Annotated in this window: 9 protein-coding genes and 1 pseudogene; 9 read left to right on the top strand and 1 reads right to left on the bottom strand. The window is 59.9% G+C overall.

Annotated features, from left to right (window positions below; all coding sequences use genetic code 11):
- The first annotated feature begins 43 nt into the window (after positions 1-43).
- From leuS to BSU04_RS00050, 5 genes and pseudogenes are all read left to right on the top strand, one after another.
- On the top strand, positions 44-2,638 hold the full coding sequence (gene leuS / locus BSU04_RS00070) for a leucine--tRNA ligase (protein ID WP_089158691.1): 2,595 nt from the start codon (positions 44-46) through the stop codon (positions 2,636-2,638).
- Between the two features lie 92 nt (positions 2,639-2,730).
- A complete protein-coding gene (locus BSU04_RS00065; protein ID WP_089158713.1) occupies positions 2,731-3,282 on the top strand; it encodes an LPS-assembly lipoprotein LptE in 552 nt (183 codons plus the stop codon).
- A gap of 20 nt (positions 3,283-3,302) precedes the next feature.
- Positions 3,303-4,406 (top strand): DNA polymerase III subunit delta, encoded by a 1,104-nt coding sequence (gene holA / locus BSU04_RS00060; protein ID WP_089158690.1) that lies wholly within the window; start codon positions 3,303-3,305, stop codon positions 4,404-4,406.
- 53 nt (positions 4,407-4,459) lie between these two features.
- Positions 4,460-5,776: pseudogene (locus BSU04_RS00055) on the top strand (glutamate-5-semialdehyde dehydrogenase); the annotation flags it as partial.
- A 19-nt stretch (positions 5,777-5,795) separates the two neighbouring features.
- On the top strand, positions 5,796-6,212 hold the full coding sequence (locus BSU04_RS00050) for a CopD family protein (protein ID WP_089158688.1): 417 nt from the start codon (positions 5,796-5,798) through the stop codon (positions 6,210-6,212).
- A gap of 124 nt (positions 6,213-6,336) precedes the next feature.
- On the opposite strand, the gene BSU04_RS00045 is transcribed toward BSU04_RS00050, so the two are convergent.
- Positions 6,337-7,113, bottom strand: a complete 777-nt coding sequence (locus BSU04_RS00045; RefSeq protein WP_089158687.1) for a copper homeostasis protein CutC — start codon at positions 7,111-7,113, stop codon at positions 6,337-6,339.
- Between the two features lie 640 nt (positions 7,114-7,753).
- Here BSU04_RS00045 and BSU04_RS00040 point away from each other — a divergent pair.
- From BSU04_RS00040 to BSU04_RS00025, 4 genes are all read left to right on the top strand, one after another.
- Complete coding sequence (locus BSU04_RS00040) at positions 7,754-10,063, top strand: type I secretion system permease/ATPase (protein WP_089158686.1); 2,310 nt, start codon at positions 7,754-7,756, stop codon at positions 10,061-10,063.
- On the top strand, positions 10,060-11,337 hold the full coding sequence (locus tag BSU04_RS00035) for an HlyD family type I secretion periplasmic adaptor subunit (RefSeq protein WP_089158685.1): 1,278 nt from the start codon (positions 10,060-10,062) through the stop codon (positions 11,335-11,337). The genes BSU04_RS00040 and BSU04_RS00035 overlap by 4 nt, the downstream gene beginning before the upstream one ends.
- A gap of 6 nt (positions 11,338-11,343) precedes the next feature.
- Positions 11,344-13,473, top strand: a complete 2,130-nt coding sequence (locus BSU04_RS00030) for a TolC family protein (protein ID WP_089158684.1) — start codon at positions 11,344-11,346, stop codon at positions 13,471-13,473.
- A gap of 654 nt (positions 13,474-14,127) precedes the next feature.
- The coding region (locus BSU04_RS00025; RefSeq protein WP_256981929.1) for an ESPR-type extended signal peptide-containing protein at positions 14,128-17,012 on the top strand (2,885 nt) is incomplete at its 3' end.

The following is a 17,012-nucleotide window of genomic DNA, read 5'->3' as shown; positions in this document are numbered from 1 at the left end:
GCATTGCCGCAACGCCGAAAGGCAAAACCGCCAAAACCACACCATGCAAGATAAATACGTACCCGCCGACGTCGAATCCGCAGCGCAAAGCGACTGGCGCGCGAAAGACGTCTACCGGTCGAGCGAAACCAGCGACAAGCCGAAGTTCTACTGTGTGTCCATGCTGCCGTATCCGTCGGGCAAGCTGCACATGGGCCACGTGCGCAACTACACCATCAACGACGTGATGTACCGGTTCCTGCGCATGAACGGCTACAACGTGCTGATGCCTATGGGCTGGGACGCGTTCGGCATGCCTGCGGAAAACGCCGCGATGGCGAACAACGTACCGCCGGCGAAGTGGACCTACGACAACATCGACTACATGAAGAAGCAGATGCAGTCGATGGGGCTGGCTATCGACTGGTCGCGGGAAATTGCGTCTTGCAAGCCCGAGTACTACAAGTGGAACCAGTGGCTGTTCCTGAAGATGCTGGAAAAGGGCATCGCGTATAAGAAGACCGGCACGGTGAACTGGGATCCGGAAGACCAGACGGTGCTGGCCAACGAGCAGGTGATCGACGGGCGCGGCTGGCGTTCGGGCGCACTGGTCGAAAAGCGCGAAATCCCGATGTACTACATGCGCATCACGGACTACGCAGATCAACTGCTCGGCGACCTGGAGGGCCTTGGCTGGCCCGAGCGCGTGAAGGTCATGCAGCAGAACTGGATCGGCAAGAGCTTCGGCGTGAATTTTGGCTTCCCGTACGAGATCGACGGCGAAAGCTCATTGCTGCGCGTGTTCACCACGCGCGCTGACACCATCATGGGCGTGACCTTCGCCGCGGTTGCTGCTGAACATCCGCTGGCAACGCGCCTTGCTCGCGATAACCCCGGTCTGCAAGCGTTCATTGAAGAATGCAAACGCGGCGGCGTGGCTGAAGCCGACGTCGCCACGATGGAAAAGAAGGGCATGCCCACGGGCTTCTTCGTCTCCCATCCGCTGACGCAGGAAAAGGTCGAAGTGTGGGTGGGCAATTACGTGCTGATGAGCTATGGCGAAGGCGCGGTGATGGGCGTGCCGTCGCACGACGAACGCGATTTCGCGTTCGCGAAGAAATATGCGCTGCCGATCAAGCAAGTGGTTGCCGTTGAGGGCAAGACCTACAGCACGGACGAATGGCAAGAGTGGTACGGCGAGAAGGGCACGGGCACGCTGATCAACAGCGGCAAGTACGACGGCCTTGATTTCGAAGAAGCGACCACGGCGATTGCCGCCGACCTGAAAGCGCAGGACCTGGGCGACAAGAAAATTACGTGGCGCCTGCGCGACTGGGGTATTTCGCGCCAGCGTTACTGGGGCACGCCGATCCCGATCATCCATTGCGATACCTGCGGCGACGTGCCGGTGCCGGAAGCGGATCTGCCTGTTGTGCTGCCGGAAGACCTGGTGCCGGACGGCACGGGTAATCCGCTCGCCAAGTCTGAAGCGTTCGTGAATTGCACGTGCCCGAAATGCGGCGCGCCGGCCAAGCGCGAAACCGACACCATGGACACGTTCGTCGATTCAGCCTGGTATTTCTCGCGTTATGCCGCGCCCGACGCAACAACAATGGTCGACGAACGCACCGATTACTGGATGCCGATGGACCAGTACATCGGCGGAATCGAGCATGCGATTCTTCACCTCTTGTACTCGCGTTTCTGGACCAAGGTCATGCGCGACCTGGGCCTGGTCAAGTTCGGCGAGCCGGCGAAGAACCTGCTCACGCAGGGCATGGTGCTGAACGAAACCTACTTCCGCGAAGACGCGGCGGGCAAGAAGACCTGGATCAACCCGGCCGACGTGACCGTCACGCATGACGATAAAGGCCGTCCGGTCGGCGCGGTGCTGAACGCCGACGGCAAGCAGGTGGTGATCGGCGGCGTGGAGAAGATGTCGAAGTCGAAGAACAACGGCGTTGATCCGCAATTGCTGATCGATGCCTACGGCGCGGACACCGCGCGTCTGTTCGTGATGTTCGCCGCGCCGCCCGAGCAGTCGCTCGAGTGGTCGGGCACGGGCGTGGAAGGCGCGAGCCGCTTCTTGCGCCGCGTGTGGCAACTCGCGCATGGCCGTGCCGACTTACTGAAAACGCACGCCAAGCTCGATGCATCGAAGTTCAACGACTCCGACCGCACGCTGCGCCGCGAGATCTACACCATCTTGAAGCAGGCCGATTTCGACTACGGCCGCTTGCAGTACAACACGGTCGTCTCGGCGGCCATGAAGATGCTCAACGCTGTGGATAGTGCAAAGGACGCAACGCCTGCTGTTCTCAGCGAGACCTTTGGGGTACTGCTGCGCGTCCTGTACCCGGTCGTGCCGCACATCACGTTCCAGTTGTGGCAGGAACTCGGTTACGCTGAACTGCACGGTGGTTTGCTCGACGCCTCCTGGCCGAAAGTCGACGAAGCCGCGCTCGAACAGGCCGAAATCGAACTCGTGCTGCAGGTCAACGGCAAGGTGCGCGGGTCGCTGACCATGGCGAAGGACGCGTCGCGCGAAGACATCGAAAAGGCGGCGGTCGCGCATGAGATGTTCGCGAAGTTTTCGGAAGGGCGCGCGCCGAAGAAGGTCGTCGTGGTGCCGGGCCGACTGGTCAACGTGGTCGTATGAGCCGGAGATCGCGCGCCGTGAAAATCCTGGAGGACGTTTTGAGCGGGAAAGCTGTCAGCTTGAGTTCGACCAACACGAAGACGAAGCGCGCGATCAGCCGGCGCTCCATCCTGACGCTTGCGTGCAGCGCGGTGCTGCTGTCGGCATGCGGTTTCCAGTTGCGTGGGCAGCAGGACTACGCGTTCAAGCGGCTAGCCATTAGCGGCGGCACGCCGGAAATGCTCGGACGTCTCCAGCGTGTCGTGGAAGGCGGCAGCGACACCGTGATCGTCAAGGTGTCGGAAAAACCCGACGCTATCCTCTCGCTGACCGGCGGGAATGGCATGAAGACCTTGAGCCTGAATGCGCAAGGCGTCGTGCAGGAGTACGAACTCGACTACAACCTGAATTACTCGATGGTGGGTGCCGACGGCACCTTGCTGATTCCGCCGAGCGTGATTTCGCTGAACCGGGCGCTGACGTATAGCGATCAGTTCACGCTGGCGAAGGGTACTGAAGCGCAGACGCTGTATCGCGACATGCAGTTCGACGCTGTGGACCAGTTGACGCGCCGGCTTGCCGTCGTACGTTCGCTGCATCCGGCGCCGAGTGAGGCGTTACCGGGCATTGCGCCGCGTGCGCCGTTGCCTGTGCCGCCGCTGTAAGCGCGCAAACGCCGCAAACCATGCAACTTCGACTCGACGCGCTCGACGCGCACCTCGCGAAAGGGCTGAAAGGCTTGTACGTCGTCTATGGCGACGAGCATCTGCTTGCGCAGGAAGCGTGCGACAAGATTCGCGCGAGCGCCCGGGCGCAGGGTTTCACGGATCGCTCGGTGTTTGTGGTCGATCGTTACTTCGACTGGAGTTCGCTGCTGGGCGCGAGCCAGTCGATGTCGCTCTTCGGCGACCGCCAACTGGTCGAATTGCGCATTCCCACCGGCAAGCCCGGCAAGGAAGGCGGGGAGGCGCTGAAAACCCTCGCCGCCGATAACCCCGATGTCCTCACGCTTATCACGTTGCCACGGCTCGACGCCGCCACGCAAAAGTCCGGGTGGTTCACGGCGCTGAGCGGCCCGGGCGTGATGATGAAGATCGATCCGGTTGAACGCGCGCAGTTGCCCATGTGGATCGGCCAGCGCCTGACATTGCAGAACCAGCGGGTGGCTCCCGGCGAGGACGGACGGCGGGCGCTGGTGTTTATCGCGGAACGGGTGGAGGGCAACTTGCTCGCCGCGCATCAGGAAATCCTGAAGCTGGGTCTGCTTTATCCCGCAGGCGTGCTGACATTCGAACAGATCCATGAAGCCGTGCTCAACGTCGCGCGCTATGACGTATTCAAGCTCAATGAAGCCATGCTCACCGGCGATGTCGGCCGTCTGACGCGCATGCTCGACGGCCTGAAAGGCGAGGGCGAAGCCGGAACGCTCGTGATCTGGGCGCTGGTTGAAGAAATACGCACGCTGCTACGGATGAAACGTGGCGTGGCGGCAGGCAAGCCGCTCGCCACGCTGCTGCGCGAGAATCGCGTGTGGGGGCCGCGCGAACGGCTGATTGGCCCTGCCCTCACGCGAGTGTCGGAAACGGCGCTGGAGAAGGCGCTGTCGCTGGCGGCGAAGCTGGATCGGCAAGTCAAAGGCCTGTCGGGCGGCACAGGCCCGCGAGGCAGCGCGAGCCCGGGCGATCCGCCGCCCGATCCGTGGGACGGCATGTTCGAACTGGCGATGACCGTCGCGTCGTCGGGTAGTCCGCTGCAACGCACGGCGCCACCGGCCAAGCGCCCAGCCTGACTCCGGCATAAGATCGATACCCTCGGTCCTGCAACGCTGAAGACCGAAACCCGCGCACCATCGCGCGTCGAACGAAACCCAAGAGAATGACGATGACCGACATCGACGAATACATGACCGACCTCGGCCGCCGCGCGCGACGGGCTTCACGCGCCATGGCGCGTGCTTCGACGGTGGCGAAGAACGCCGCGCTCGGAGCGGTCGCGGACGCAATAGAACGCGAGCGCGCCACGCTGAAGGAAGCGAACGCGCGAGATCTCGCCCGCGCTCGCGATAAAGGTTTTGACGCCGCGTTCATCGACCGCCTGACGCTCTCCGATAAAGCCATGAACACGATGATCGAAGGCCTGCGGCAGGTGGCCACGCTGGCAGATCCCATCGGTGAAATCAGCGGTCTCAAGTATCGTCCGAGCGGCATCCAGGTCGGCCAGATGCGCGTGCCGCTGGGCGTGATCGGGATCATTTATGAATCGCGGCCGAACGTGACTATCGATGCCGCAGCGCTGTGTCTGAAATCGGGCAACGCGACCATTCTGCGCGGCGGCTCCGAGGCGCTGGAGTGCAACACCGCGTTGGCGCAGTTGATTGGCGAAGGGCTGGAAACGGCCGGCTTGCCACAGGACGCGGTGCAGGTTGTGGCGACCGCGGATCGCGCGGCGGTCGGCAAGCTGATCACCATGACCGAGTACGTCGATGTCATCGTGCCACGCGGCGGCAAGGGCCTGATCGCGCGCCTGATGGCCGAAGCGCGCGTGCCGATGATCAAGCACCTCGACGGCATCTGTCACGTCTACGTGGACGATCGCGCGGATATGGCCAAGGCGCTCAACGTCTGCGATAACGCCAAAACGCACAGATACGGCACCTGCAACACCATGGAAACACTGTTGGTCGCCCGAAGCATTGCATCAGAAGCGCTGCCTGTATTGGCGAAGGCGTTCCGGGAGAAGGAGGTGGAGTTGCGGGTGGACACCGCAGCGCGCGCCGTCCTTGAAAAAGCTAACTTCGATGGCCCGCTCGTTGACGCGACCGAAGCAGATTGGAGCACCGAGTACCTCGCCCCCATTCTGTCGATCAAGCTGGTGAAGGACCTCGACGAAGCCATCGATCACATCAACACATACAGCTCGAATCACACCGACGCCATTGTCACCGAAGACCACGACCGCGCCATGCGTTTCCTGCGCGAAGTGGATTCGGCCAGCGTGATGGTCAATGCATCCACGCGTTTCGCCGATGGTTTCGAATTCGGCCTCGGCGCTGAAATCGGTATTTCGAACGACAAGCTGCATGCACGCGGCCCGGTTGGGCTGGACGGTTTGACATCGCTGAAATACGTGGTTTTAGGTCACGGCGAAGTACGAACATAACAGCGAGAAAACACCTCTGATGCTCTGGATCAAATCGCTGCATATAGTATTAGTGGCCTCGTGGTTTGCGGGCCTGTTTTACCTGCCGCGCATCTTCGTCAACTTGGCGATGGAAACCGAGCCGGCGGCGACGGCCCGCTTGTTGACGATGGCGCGCAAGTTGTTCCGGTTCATGACGTTTATAGCCGTGCCGGCGCTGGCTTGTGGTCTATGGCTGTTGCTGGTGGTCGGCATTGGTCAGGGGCAGGGCTGGATGCATGCCAAGCTGGGAATCGTTGTCCTGATCATTATTTACCACGCCTACTGCGGCGTATTGCTGCGCCGCTTCACGCGCGGTGAGAATACGCGCTCGGACAAGTGGTATCGGATGTTCAACGAATTGCCCGTGCTCGGGCTGCTCGGCGCGACACTGCTGGTCGTGGTCAAGCCGTTCTAAGCAAACAAGCGTGTTGCAACGAAAGAATCGCCGGCCCCACGTGCCGGCGTTTTTGCATCTGATGAGCCTTCGGCCGAACCGCTCGTAGCCGGGATCTGCTGGACTACGTCCGGGCGCCGCGTTATCAACCAACCCGGTGCAGATCTTCCCAACCTTGATTCGCCTTGGCGATGATCTGCTTCACCAGGTCAGCGGAAGTCTCCACGATTGAATATTCATCCAGCCCCGGGCCGCCCATTTTCACGCGCTCATTGCGGTAGCGCATGCCGCTGGAAAAGGGCGCACGTCCGGAAGTGTGATATTCGACGCAGCCTGTTTCAAAGACGAGTTGCGCAATGTTGTTCAACCGCACGCCTGCGCCGGGCATCAGGATCAGGCGCTCCCCAGCGACCTCGCGCAGCCTGCTGATCAACGCCGCGCCTTCGGGCGCGCTCGCTTCCTGACCTGAGGTGAGCAACCGAACGCAGCCGGCAAGGATGACATCTTCAAGCGCTCTAAACGGATCACGCGCTACATCGAAGGCGCGATGGAAGGTGACTGGCATGGGCGCGGCCAGTTCAACCAGCGCTTTGGTACGGGCCACATCGACGTCGCCGTCGGCGCTCAGCAGTCCGATCACCACGCCGTCCACGCCGAGTTTTTTACAGGCGAGGATGTCGCGCTTCATCACATCAAACTCGACATCTGAATAGAGAAAGTCGCCACCGCGCGGGCGGATGATTACGTTCAACGCTATGTGCAACTTCTCGCGCGCACTGGCGATGGCGCCATAAGACGGCGTTGTGCCGCCTTCCAGCAAGTTGTCGCAAAACTCGACACGACCTGCGCCGCCTTCTTGCGCCGCCAGACACGACGTAACAGAACCAGCACAGATTTCCAGCAGGAGAGGGGGCACGGACATAGAAGGATCTTCCCTTTGAGTTCTAGCCTGGCAGCTTAAAGCAGTTAAGCGGCGCCTGATTGCTCAAGCGGTATCGCAGTTGGCCATGTGCGCGTGTTAATCCGCGTTTGCGTGCCGCGAAAACACGCGTTCCTGCGCCCGCTATTTATCGCAAGTGGATTTCCGGTTCCAATGTTCATCCACGCGCCTTGATTGATCGAAAGCCGTTCTAATCCAGATCAATACTTGCAATAACCGAAACGCCGCTGACAGGAGAGCGGCTTCACACCATGCCCGCGCGCTGAACTCCCGCCGCTGCTCGCATTTCCCCGCCAAATCGCCGATCCGGCGTGAAAAAACACCACCGTTTCGCCAATCCGGCATCCGTTTAATTAGGACCATTCTCATGGTTCTCTGAAGCCTTGACGCCGAGAATCAACTCATCGCATTAAACGGTGCGCAGAGCACCAATTACGGATTCCTTTCCCTGTTTGTATTTAAGACGGTTCCGATTTTCCGCGTCCGAGCCCGTGCAGATAATGCACCCGCTGAAATAAATGCATCCCGCGATGAATCTTTTCACGTCGTCCAGAGCGACGTATCCACCCCGGCCGGTCCGGAGGCCAGACCTCCCTACCGGACGCTCAAAAGTCAAAATGCCATGAAAAAAGATGTACCGGGCGCAACGTCGCCGCTTCAACCCGATGGCGGCGAAGAAAAGTTCACGCTCACCACGAAGGTTGACGACACGTTGCTGAAAAGCCTCGTGTGGATGACCGCTTATCACGGTAAGCCCACGAGCGAAGCCGCAATGCTGTCGGGCCTGCCGGCAGGCCGCTTCATATCGCCGAAACAAGCGCAGCTTGCCATGGAGCAAGCGGGTTTTTCCGTAGGGATCGTCGAGCGCCAGCCGGCTGAAGTTTCGCCGCTGCTGCTGCCGGTCGTGTTGTTTCGCAAGGACCACGGCGGTTGCATCCTGATCGGCCGCGCGCCGGAACGAGTCAAGAAGATCAAGCCGTCGACCGAAATGAAACCCGACGAGCCGGATGAGATGGAAGCGGGTTACCTGGTCATCCTGCCGGAGTCGGGCTCGAAGGTCACGACTATCGGCGTGAGCCAGTTGAAGGAGAACTACACCGGCTTCGCCATGCTCGCCAAGCCGATCGGCCAAGCCGACGAGCGCGCGGGAAAGCCGGAGGCAGAGAGCAACGGCCATTGGCTGCTCAGCACCTTGTGGCGTTTTCGACGTTACTACTGGAGCGCCGCGCTTGCCGCGTTGCTCATCAATGTACTCGCGCTTGCCAGCACGTTCTTCACCATGAACGTCTACGACCGCGTGGTGCCGAACCAGGCTTTCACGACATTGTGGTCACTGGCTATCGGCGTTGCGCTTGCCATGCTGTTCGAGTTCATTTCACGCAATGTGCGAGCGCATGTACTGGATGTTGCGGGCAAGAAAGCCGACCTCATCATGGGCGCCATGCTGTTCCGAAAAGCGGTGTCGATTCGCCTGGAGCACAAGCCTGCATCGGCGGGATCGTTTGCAAACCAGTTGCGTGAATTCGAATCGGTTCGTGATTTCGTGGCGTCCGCGACGCTCGCCACTATCTCTGACCTACCGTTCACGTTTCTTTTTATCGCGGTGATCTTCGGTATTGGCGGCGTGATCGGATTCATTCCGCTGCTGCTGGTCCCGGTAATCATTGGTGTGAGCGTGTTCATTCAGTGGCCTCTTGCCAAGACAATGAAGGAGAACCTGCGTGAGTCGTCACTTAAGCAAGGTGTCCTGATTGAAACCGTGGAAGGTCTTGAAACGCTGAAGGCAACCGGCGGCGAGCGCTACATGCAGGAGCGCTGGGAATTATTCTCGGCGAAAGCTTCCGACACGTCGATGAAATCAAAGCGTCTCTCCGCTCTGGCGATGAACTTTGTCTCGTGGATTACGCAGTTCGAGACAGTGATGATCGTGGTGGCCGGCGTGTACCTGATCGCCGACGGGAAGATGACTCAGGGCGCCCTGATCGGGAGCGTGATTCTTGCAAGCCGCGCCCTGGCGCCGTTGGCTCAGGTTACGGGTCTTGCCGTGCGTTTTCAGCAGTCGAAAGCCGCGCTTGGTTCATTGAGCAAACTCATGCAGTTGCCGACCGAGCGCGACCCGGAAGTCGCCTATCTGAACAACCCGGCCATCAATGGCTCGATCGAATTGCGTCAGGTGGGTTTTCACTACCCAATATTGAATGGCCCGAAAGTAGAGTTCCTGAAGGGCATCAACATCAAGATCAATGCCGGAGAACGCGTAGCCATTCTTGGCCGTGTAGGGAGCGGCAAGTCGTCCTTGCTTCGCGTCATGTCGAATCTTTATCGGCCGACAAGCGGACAAGTGTTCAACGATGGCCTCGATATCTCGCAAATCGACCCGGCCGACTGGCGCGCGAACGTAGGGTATGTGGCGCAGGACAGCCGCCTCTTCTATGGCTCGCTGCGTGAAAACGTGATGATCGGACGCCCCGACGCCTCCATTCATGAACTGCTGCGCGTTGGCAAGCTCACGGGCATCGACGCCATGGTGGCGAAACATCCCGCTGGCTGGAACATGCCGATTGGCGAAAACGGTGACGGTTTGTCGGGCGGACAACGACAGCTCGTCGCGCTGGCCCGCTGCCTGATCGCCCGTCCTGCCCTGCTGCTCATGGACGAGCCGACAAGCGCCATGGATACGCAGACTGAAGCCGCATTCATCAACGATCTCGCCCGCGCAACGCATGGCACGACGCTTGTCGTGGTCACGCACCGGCCTTCGTTGCTGCAGCTCGTAGATCGAATCATCGTCATTGACGACGGCAAAGTCGCCACCGACGGACCGAAGGACGCTGTGCTGGCCGCTTTGCGCGGACCCGCTGCTGCACCCGCGGTCACTCATACACAGCATCCCGACACACGGGCTGAAAACGCCGTGAAGGAACCGTCATGAAGCTATCTACCAAATTAGTGCGCGCGCTGCGCTCGCTGACCCCGGCGGGCCGCCGGAAGAACGCCGAGATCGGGATTCATCCTGCCCATCTCGCCTATCTGAGTGATCTGCGCGAGTCGCTTCTCGCTCAGTCGATCCCTGGCACGCTGGCTGTGCTTTATCTGGTCGCCGCCGTGATTGTTGGCGGACTGGTATGGGCGAGGCTTGCTCACGTAGAGGAAGTCACGCAAGGGCAGGGCAAGGTCATTCCTGTCATGCGCGAACAGATCATCCAGAGCCTTGAGGGCGGCATTCTCGCCGACATGAAAGTGAAGGAAGGCGATGTGGTGGAGAAGGGCCAACTTCTGCTCAATATCGATCCAAAGCGTGCCGATTCTTCGTATGCCGAAGGACAAGCGAAGCTGATCGGGCTCGAAGCGAAAGTGGCGCGCCTGCGCGCCGAAGCAAATCACACCGCACTCGTGTTTCCTGCTGACGTAATGCAAGACAAGGCAATTGTGCTGAGCGAGACGCAGACGTATCAGGCGCGTCGGCATGCACTCGAAGATACCGTGGGATCGCTTCAAACAAGTTATTCGCTTGCCATGAAGGAAATCAACATGACTGAGCCGCTCGCTGAACGCGGCCTGATCTCGGTGACAGAAATCCTTCGCATGAAGCGCAGTGCCAATGACCTGCAGTCGCAGATTGTTGATCGCCGCAACAAATACCAGTCCGATGCTAACGACGAACTGTCGCGCCTCGACCTGGAAATGTCGCAAACGAAGGAAAACCTCGTGGGCCGCGCGGATGTGCTCAAGCGCACCGTGGTGCTGGCGCCCGTCAAGGGAACGATCAAGGACATCAAGGTCACGACCATCGGCGGCGTAATCCAGCCCGGCGCCCAGATCATGAGCATCGTGCCTTACGCCGACCAGTTGATGGTGGAGGCTCGTATCAAGCCTTCAGACGTGGCCTTCATTCACCCAGGGCTTTCCGCCATGGTCAAGATTTCGGCGTACGACTTCGGCATTTATGGCGGCCTTAAGGGGCACGTGGTCGACGTCAGCCCGGACACGCTGACCGACGAGAAAGCCGCCGCCGGCAAGCCGGATGCGACCTACTACCGCGTTCAGGTCCTGACTGACAAGAGCGAGCTCGTAGCTGCCGGCAAGCACTTGCCGATCATTCCGGGCATGACCGGAAACGTCGAAATTCGTACCGGGGAAAAGACTGTTCTCTCGTACTTGCTAAAACCTATTTTCAAGTCGCGTGAAGCGTTCCGCGAGAGATAAGCCAACATGTCTAATCCCACAAACCTGGCACGGCTCAGCCGTGTCCACGGGGGGCTCAAAGTGAAGCTTCCCTATCAAATCACCCCAAGCCGGACCATGTTTTCGTCGATGGGCGTGTTGGTTGCAACGGGCGTCGTTGCGCTCTCGTTCGCGGCGCCTGATGCTGAAGCGAAGTCCGCACTCGACGAGATGGCGTGGATGCCTCAGCAGGCTCCCTTGACGCAAGGCAGCGCGTCGGACAATGGCATGGCCGGCGCTGTGGCGCTTGCCCGCGCAATGACTCCCGGAGCAGTGGCAAAGCCGCTGGCCGTGAGCACGCCGGTAGCGGCCGTGGCGGCGCCGGTTGTTGTCGAGCGCCGCGCCGCACCGCAGCCACAGCTGGAGATGGCCGATACAGCGCCGCAAGCGCCGGTTGCGGCGTCGAGCGCACCGCAGCGGAGCAGAGGTTTCAGCGACATGGGCCTGGTCGATCCCGTCCAGCCCGTCACCGTGGCGTCAGCCGCTCCCGTCCAGAGCGCGGTTGAACCGGCAAGAGCGCGCGATGTTGAAGCGCCGCGCCTGGTTGCCCCGGCGTGGCCGATCCGGTCCACCAGTGCCTCAGTTCCGGCTTCAGTACCCGCATTGGCGGGAGGCCGCGCGCCGAATCTGCAAGCCGATCTGCAATCTTTACGTGGATCGCTCGCTACCGGAGCGGTCGCCACGGTGGCCGACGACGACTACACGACGTCGCCCACTGATTCCGCTACGGCGTCCGCCGGACGTACGGGTTCGAAGCAGCAGGCACTCGACAGCCAGCCGGGCACGGTATCCGCCGGTTCTCTGGCGCGTACTCGCCGTACGGCTGGCGGCGCGAGCCCGGCGGACCGCTTCTCGGACTGGCTGGACGATGGCTCCGGCGCGCGTATGCGCAACAACCAGGCCGTGGTTCCCGAACAAGCGGTGCGGGCTGCGTTGCGTAACGCGGCCGATGCGGCCGCCGAGCGTAGCCCGACCATCAGACAAGCGCGCAACGATTGGGAGGCGGCGAAGTTTGACGTCGATCAGGTCAAGGGCCAGCGCTATCCGCAAGTGCAGGTGGGCGCGAACTCGCCCAGCATTACCGGCGACAGCGCCAGTTTCAACCAGTACAACCGGCCTACCGCCAGCGTCGCCATTACGACCATGATCTACGACTGGGGCAAGACGAGCAAAAGCATCGACAGCCGCAAAAAGACTGCCGATGCCGCCGAGTTCTACTACCAGACAGTCACGCAACAGAACGCGTACGACGTCTCGCAGAGTCTGGTCGAACTGGCCAAGAACCGTGAGATCTATGCCATTGGCGAAAGCTATGTAAAGCGCATGTCCCAGCTGGTCGACATGCTTGTGGAGATCGTAAGAATCGATCCGGGCCGCATGAGTGAGCTGACCCAGGCGAAGTCCCGGTTGCTGCAGGCGCAGACGTCGCAGGAAGTCGTGGCTGCGCAGCTTCGCTCGTTGCAACTCTCGGTCAACAAGCTGGTGGGTTCCGAACCTACGCCCATGCCGGGAGGCACGCGCTGGCAACTCCAGCTGGACGGTCTTGACGACGCAGTGGCGGCCGTCTCGACGAATCCGCAGATCGAGCAGCTGAATGCCGAGGCCGAGGCCGCCAAGCTGAGCGCAAAATCCGTGCGTGCCGACGGGTTGCCCAAGCTGAACTGGGTCATCAACAAGAACACGGCGCCGGATGTGTTCGGTAACCGTCAGCCTTGGTCAACCATGCTTCAGTTGTCATGGACGCCGTTCCAGGGCGGCAGCCAGCGTGCGGCTGAGCGAGCAGCGCTGTCTCGCGCTGATTCGAGCAGCGACAAGCGTGATCAGTTGGTGCTTGATTCTGAGTACAAGGTTCGTGATGCCCACCGCGATGCCATCGCGCTTAGCACCCGCGCCAAGATGTACGAGGATCAGGCAGTCGAGACTGACTTGATTCGCAAACAGTTCTTCGAGCAGTGGTACCACCTGAACCGTCGCACGTTGCTGGATGTGCTGTCGGCCGAAAGCGATTTCTACAACAACCAGGTCAGCGAGACGACTGCCCGGTTCGACGCCTATCAGGATGTTCTTAAAGTCCATCTTAATAATGGAACGATGAATAGCTGGTTGTCGGGTGCTTGACATTATCTAACCGTAGAACTCCCAATAGACAAATGTGATTGAAATCGAGATCGGCCTTAATTGCCCTTCTTCAAAGAGCCATTTAACGCGTCCGCGTTAAATGGCTCTTTTATTTTCACCGTGAAGTTTATGAACGTAAAAACTGACCAGTGATCGAGCGACGAATATGTCGGATATTTAACGATCGTGTCGGAATTTATATTTCAAATTTCGTGAATTAGGTTGTCTCAATGCAACAGATGCGCTTTATAAGAATAATCTGAGCCAAGTGATTTTGTCTGAAACATTCATAAGAAGGCCTCGGTAGATCCATATCCAGCAAGGGTTTGATCGTAAGCGACAGAGACCGCGGCGTTTGAGCCGAACAGATTTCCATTGCAGTAACAAGCCGCTTTGATTTGTGAGACTCGAATTAGGAGTTTTCGCATTAAGTCCCCTCGATGCAAAACCTATAGTTCGTTTGCGTTCACAACAACCGGGCTTTCCCAAGTAACCCGGTTTCAGTGCTTCGGTACGAAGTGACCGAAAGAGGCATCGAATGCCGAGCGTTACGCGGAAGCTGCAAACCGAATTGGTCATCTGAAAAAAAGATGGCGATCGATCTCTCTGCCGAGCCGCAAGGCGATTTTCTTATTTTGTAAAGGTACTCACAGCATGAACAAGTCATACAAATCAGTTTGGAATGAATCGACAGGATCATGGGTCGCTGTTTCAGAACTCGCTACGGGTCGTAGCAAAAGCAAGCGTGCCAAGACGGCCATCTCGAAAGCCATCCTGACGCAAGTCGCGGTTGGCGGTATGAGCATTGCCGGGATGTCGGCAGCAATGTCCGCCACCCCCGATCAGGTCGTGAACGGCCAGGGCGCATCGGTTAGCGTGCTCAACGGCGTTGCGATTGGCACGGACGCAACCGTGGACGTGGAGACCGACACGATTCACTTTCCAGGCGTAGAAAACGGCGGTCTGGCAATCGGTAACAACGCATACGCAACCGGTTCGGGCGTGGCGATTGGCGAAAATACCCAGGCGTCGTCAGAAAGCCTGGCGTTCGGATACGGCGCGACGGCCATGGGTGGCAGCACGGCGATCGGCCGCAATGCGCGTTCGTTCAACACGCTTGCAGTGGCCCTTGGCGAAAATGCATCGGCGAGCGGTGTCGGTTCACTGGCCCTTGGCGCGAACACGACGACCAGCAACTCCAACAACGTTGCGCTGGGTGCAGGGTCGGTTGCCAACCGCTCAAATACGGTGTCGGTCGGTGCAGCCGGCTCCGAGCGTCAGGTCGTCAATGTGCTCGGCGGCACGCAGGATACAGATGCGGTCAACGTCAAGCAGTTGAAGGAAGCGGGTATCACGGTTGACACGTCGGGCAACGTGACGAACACATTCGTAGCGTACGACACCTCGGCGCAGGACCTGGTAACGCTGAAAGGTACCGCAGGCACGAAGATTTCAAACGTGAAGGCTGGTACTACAGCAACGGACGCAGTGAACCTGGGCCAGTTGACGGCAGCAGGTTTGAATGTCGATACGACCGGCAAGGCAACGAACGCATTCGTGGCGTACGACAGCACGGCCAAGACCGGCGTCACGCTGGGCAACGGCACGGTTGGCGCACAGATTCACCAAGTGGTTGCTGGTACGACGGCAACGGACGCAGTGAACCTGGGCCAGTTGACGGCAGCAGGTTTGAACGTAGACACGAGCGGTCACGTCACCAACTCGTTCGTCGCTTATGACGACTCCACCAAGGGCATGGTCTCGCTGGGCGGTACGGCAGGCACGACTATCACCAACCTGAAAAACGGTATCAATAGTTCGGATGCGGTCGCAGTTTCCCAACTCAAGTCCGCAGGGTTCACACTCGACGGGACCGGAAACGTGACGAATCAAGCTGTGACCTACGCAGCGGGTTCGGTCGCATCAGGATCTCCTGCGATTACGCTTGCTGCAGGAACAGGCAACAGCGCGTACTTCAAGGACGGCAATCGTACCGAAGGTCTGTTGCCTAAGGGCACGGTTATCAGCAACGTTGCAAACGGCGTGCAAGACACGGACGCTGCCAACGTTGGCCAGGTCTACGACATCATGAATGAGAACGGCAACTCGGGCCTGCAAGGTGTCCAGAACGTCAAGGCCACGCGTCTTTTGACGGCAGGTGCATCGAGTTCTGGCGTTAATACCGCGGGTTTGACCATCGCATACAAGACAGCGGCGTACTATTCGCAAGTCGCGGGTCTGGGTGACAGCACGGGTTCGACCCCGCCTTCGGACGTCGCACGCGCTGCCGGTGCAGGTTCTATCGCGATTGGTTCCAACGCATTCAGCCCTGGCGCCAGCTCCACGGCAGTGGGTGTCCAGTCCTATGCGTCAGCAAGCGACGCAGTGGCACTGGGCTCGGGATCGGTTGCCAACGTAGCGAACACGGTTTCAGTGGGTAGCGACGGCACGGGCTCGTACACGGCGTACGACGCAACGGGCAAGCCATACACGATCCAGAATCAGGCCAACACACGTCGCGTCACGAACATGGCTGCTGGCCAGTCTGATACGGACGCAGTGAACGTAGCGCAACTGAAGGGCGTCACCACCCTCCTGGGCGGCAACGCGACAGTTGACAGCAGCGGCAATGTGGTTGCGCCGACCTACACGGTCAATGGCAATACCTATCACGACGTTGCTGACGCAATCACGGCGGCCGCGGGCGGTACGGATGCTAACGCGGTGGCCTACGACGACGCGACCAAGGCTCAGGTCACGCTGGCTGGTACGGCAGGCACGAAGATCTCGAACCTGATGGCCGGTACAACGGCAACGGACGCAGTGAACCTGGGCCAACTGACGGCAGCAGGCTTGACTGTTGACACAAGCGGTCATGTCACCAACTCGTTCGTCGCCTATAACGACTCGACCAAGGGCACGGTTACGCTGGGCGGTTCGGCTGGCACGACGCTGTCGAACGTGAAGGCGGGCGCTTCTGCCATGGACGCAGTGAACCTGGCGCAGTTGACCGCGGCGGGCATCACTGTTGACACGAGCGGCAATGTGACGAACTCGTTCGTTGCCTATGACAACTCATCGAAGACCGGCGTCACGCTGGGCAACGGCACGGTTGGCGCACAGATCCACCAAGTGGTTGCTGGTACGACGGCAACGGACGCAGTGAACCTGGGCCAGTTGACGGCAGCAGGTTTGAACGTCGACACGAGCGGTCACGTCACCAACTCGTTCGTCGCGTACAACGACTCCACCAAGGGCAAGGTCACGCTGGGCGGTGCGGCTGGTACGACGCTGTCGAACGTGAAGGCGGGCGCTTCCGCCATGGACGCAGTGAACCTGGCGCAGTTGACCGCAGCGGGCATCACTGTTGACACGAGCGGCAATGTGACGAACTCGTTCGTTGCCTATGACAACTCATCGAAGACCGGCGTCACGCTGGGCAACGGCACGGTTGGCGCACAGATTCACCAAGTGGTTGCTGGTACGACGGCAACGGACGCAGTGAACCTGGGCCAGTTGACGGCAGCAGGTTTGAACGT

The organism is Caballeronia sordidicola (genome assembly GCF_002220365.1).
Taxonomy (GTDB): Bacteria; Pseudomonadota; Gammaproteobacteria; order Burkholderiales; family Burkholderiaceae; genus Caballeronia; species Caballeronia sordidicola_C.
The sequence above is the reverse complement of the archived record's forward strand: the minus strand, read 5'-3'. Positions and strand labels throughout refer to the sequence as shown.